The sequence below is a fragment of the Mycobacterium sp. genome (assembly GCF_050700595.1).
Lineage (GTDB): Bacteria > Actinomycetota > Actinomycetes > Mycobacteriales > Mycobacteriaceae > Mycobacterium.
This window is the reverse complement of sequence record NZ_JBOHHI010000020.1, coordinates 1-3,199: the sequence shown is the minus strand read 5'-3', so window position 1 is coordinate 3,199 and position 3,199 is coordinate 1. Positions and strand designations below refer to the sequence as shown.

Genomic DNA, 3,199 nt, shown 5'->3' with positions numbered 1-3,199 from the left:
CGGCACCCGGCCGCGCAGATCGGCGGCGATGAGCCGGGCCGCGGCGTTTTGCCAGTTGTGCAGCGAGCGTTGCGGCACATCGGTGACCAACCACTGCCAGGCCTGCCGGGCGGTCGGGTCCAGACCGGCGGCGGTGGCGTTCTGCGCGTAGGCCCGCACGCCGACGACGTACGGGAAATACAGCGAGTTGTAGTAGCGCCATTGCTCGCTGGTGCCGAAGTCGCCGCCGCCGCGCGGCTTGAGCTGCGCGATGCGATCGGCCAGCAGCGCCTTGAGTTCGACGGCCCGCTCCAGCGGCTGGTCGGGCGCTCCGCGGGCGGTCAGCCGCTCGTCGATGGTGGGCAGCGCGGTGAGCGGGCTGGCGACCAGTTTGGACAAGTCAGCATAGTGGCCCAGCGCGCGGCGGGTGAGCCGGGCAAATGTGTCGTCGTCGACATCGGCGAGCGGGTGGCCCGACCGCAGCGGCAGCGCTGATTCGGTGCGGCGCAACGTCGCCCGGTCGGCGCGCAGCGTCGGTGACCGCCAGAACGCCATCCGGTCCAGGATCCCCGCCAGCGGGTCGGCCAGCACCTGCACGTCGATCGCGATCGCCAGGGTGGTGAACAGCAGCACCGTCAGCGCCGTCTTCGCGCCGGTCTCATGCTCGGTCACCGCCAGGGCGATCAGCGCCTGACCACCGAACAGCACCGCCGCTACGACGCTGCCGGCGAACGAGCGCACCATGTCGGCGCGCAGCGCCTGGCCCTCGTCGAAAGCGTCCCACAGCGCCACCGCCACGCCGAGCCCCAGCACGTCGCAACCCGTCGACGCCAACGCCAGCCAGCTGGGCAGCACACCCAGCGGAATGACCAGGATGGCGTTGCCGAGGGCGAAGAACAGCGTCGCGACGACCACCAACCCGACCACCGATACCGGTTGCGCCGGCCGGACCAGGGCCTTGGCCATTGCGCCGAGCGTGGAAAGCGAGATCACCGCGAACATCACCCAGTGACCGGACCGCAGCGGACCGGCTACACTGCCGGCCATCATCGCGCCCACCAGCGCCGCGGCCGCGACACCGCCGACCAGAAGCAGCTCGCGGGCACGGCTGGCCCAGTGGTCGCCCGGCCGGGCCAGTTCGAGCAGCACCGCGAACCATGCCACGCCCGGCACCGCAACGAAATAGATCTCAACCCGGGCGAGCAACTCGCTGTGTGCGACCAGCCGCACCGCGTCCAGCGCCACCACGGTCGCGAAGCCGCACAGTCCGGTCGCCGCCAACACGAGCACGGGCTTGCGCGGGTCACGGGCCAGCAGGTACGCCCCCAGCCACCAGCTCAGCGTGAACACCGCCGCCGACAGCGCAGCCATGGCTACAAGTGTGGCACGGGGCCTTGGTGTCGACCGAGACCGTCAGTGGGTGTTCAACTGCCAGGCGCCGAGCACGAGGGCGACGCCCCCGGCGCAGACGAGCGCCCAGTTACCCGCCCCGCTCAGCGCCAACCAGCCATACAAGGCTGTCGCCCACACGATCGGGGCGAAGATGAGGTTGAACACCCCGAAACCCCACACCAGACGACGCGGTGTCGGGCGGATCCGGGTCAGCCCGAACAGCAGGCCGGCACCGCCGACGACGAATACCAGCCCGCCGGCCAGCAGCGCCGCGTGCGGCACGCTCCACCAGTCACCGAGTGGTCCGGATAATGCGGCGACGATCGCGCCCGCGACGCTCCAGAAGGCCAGGTCGGCAAGGACCGATCGCCGGCGCCGGTCATCGGCTCGGCTGTGACTAGTTGAAACTAATTCGCTTGTCATGTGCCGATGGTGCGGCCGCGAGCAGTGCCAACTCCAGGCACGGCACTGCCAAACGCTGCCAGTAACAACGCGCTACAGGCCGTAACGGCGGTGGCGCAGGCTGTAATCGCGCAGTGCGCGCAGGAAATCGACTCGTCGAAATGCCGGCCAGTGCGCCTCGGTGAACCACATCTCCGAATAGGCGCTCTGCCACAACAGGAAACCGGACAGCCGCTGCTCCCCCGACGTCCGGATGACCAGGTCGGGGTCGGGTTGCCCGGAGGTGTAGAGGTTCTCCGAGATGCCGTCGACGGTGACCGCCTCGACGAGTTCGTCGGCGGTGGCGCCGTTGGCGAGCTGCTTGCTCAACAGCCCGCGCACCGCGTCGGCGATCTCCTGGCGGCCGCCGTAGGCGACTGCGACGTTGACGTGGAAGTCACCGTTTGTAGTGGACGCGGTGCGTTCCACGGCGCCGCGCAGTCGTCGCGCCGGTTCCTCACCGATCAGCTCCAGGTCGCCGACCGTGCGCACACTCCACCGGTTGGCCGGCGCACAGATTTCCTCGACGACGTCGGTGATGATCTCGATGAGCGCCGCCAACTCTTCGGGATCGCGTTGCAGGTTTTCCGTGGAAAGCAGGTAGACGGTAGCCATTTCGATGCCGGCTTCCTGGCACCAGCGCAGCATCTCGGCGATCTTGGCCGCGCCCATCCGGTAGCCGTAGCTGACGTCGTCGTAGCCCGCGCTGCGCGCCCAGCGCCGGTTGCCGTCGCACAGCACGGCGATGTGCCGGGGCAGCGCGGATTTTGAAGCCGCCAGGCCCTGCCGCAGCCGCAGCTCGTAGATGCGATACAGCGGTTCTTTGAGGCGTGGCGGAATGATGTCCACGAACATCCAGATTACTGTGGGAACCAAGACCGGCCGGCAATCTTGCCAGGAGTCAGGGAGAGGAAAATTGAGCGACCAGACCGACGCCGCTTCGTCGCCGGAAAACTCCGGGCCGATGACCGCCGTCGAGGAAGTGGCCGACCAGGTCGTCGAGGGCGCCGCCGAGGTCTTGACCAAGCCCCGTATGCGCGGCTGGATCCACTTCTACTCCGCGTGGCTGGCGATCGTCTGCGGCGCGACTCTGGTGTCGGTGTCGTGGGCGGTCGCATCGCCGCGTGCCGGCCACTCAACGCTGATCTACGCCGCGGCCACCGTGGCGATGTTCGCCGTCAGCGCCACCTATCACCGGATCCAGTGGAAATCGGTTGCCGCCCGGATGCGGATGAAGCGGCTCGACCATTCGATGATCTTCGTGTTCATCGCCGGCAGCTACACGCCGTTCGCGCGGCTGGCCATGCCCCGTAACACCGGGACGGTGGTGCTGTGGATCGTGTGGGGCGGTGCGTTGGCGGGGATCCTGCTGAAAGTGTGCTGGCCG

4 protein-coding genes are annotated in these 3,199 nt (G+C 68.6%); 1 reads left to right on the top strand and 3 read right to left on the bottom strand.

What is annotated here, in order from left to right; all coding sequences use genetic code 11:
* The 3 genes from ACRDTL_RS01545 to ACRDTL_RS01535 all read right to left on the bottom strand — a co-directional run.
* Nucleotides 1-1,350: hypothetical protein (locus ACRDTL_RS01545; protein ID WP_431504963.1), on the bottom strand; the 1,350-nt coding region annotated here is incomplete at its 3' end.
* Between the two features lie 42 nt (nucleotides 1,351-1,392).
* The gene (locus ACRDTL_RS01540; protein WP_431504962.1) at nucleotides 1,393-1,794 is read right to left on the bottom strand and encodes a hypothetical protein; all 402 of its coding nucleotides are present in this window, start codon (nucleotides 1,792-1,794) and stop codon (nucleotides 1,393-1,395) included.
* Nucleotides 1,795-1,866: 72 nt separating this feature from the next.
* Nucleotides 1,867-2,661, bottom strand: coding sequence for a (2Z,6E)-farnesyl diphosphate synthase (locus ACRDTL_RS01535; RefSeq protein WP_431504964.1), 795 nt, complete (start codon nucleotides 2,659-2,661; stop codon nucleotides 1,867-1,869).
* A gap of 67 nt (nucleotides 2,662-2,728) precedes the next feature.
* On the opposite strand from ACRDTL_RS01535, the gene trhA reads away from it, so the two are divergent.
* A partial coding sequence (gene trhA / locus ACRDTL_RS01530) for a PAQR family membrane homeostasis protein TrhA (RefSeq protein ID WP_431504961.1) occupies nucleotides 2,729-3,199 on the top strand: 471 nt, incomplete at its 3' end.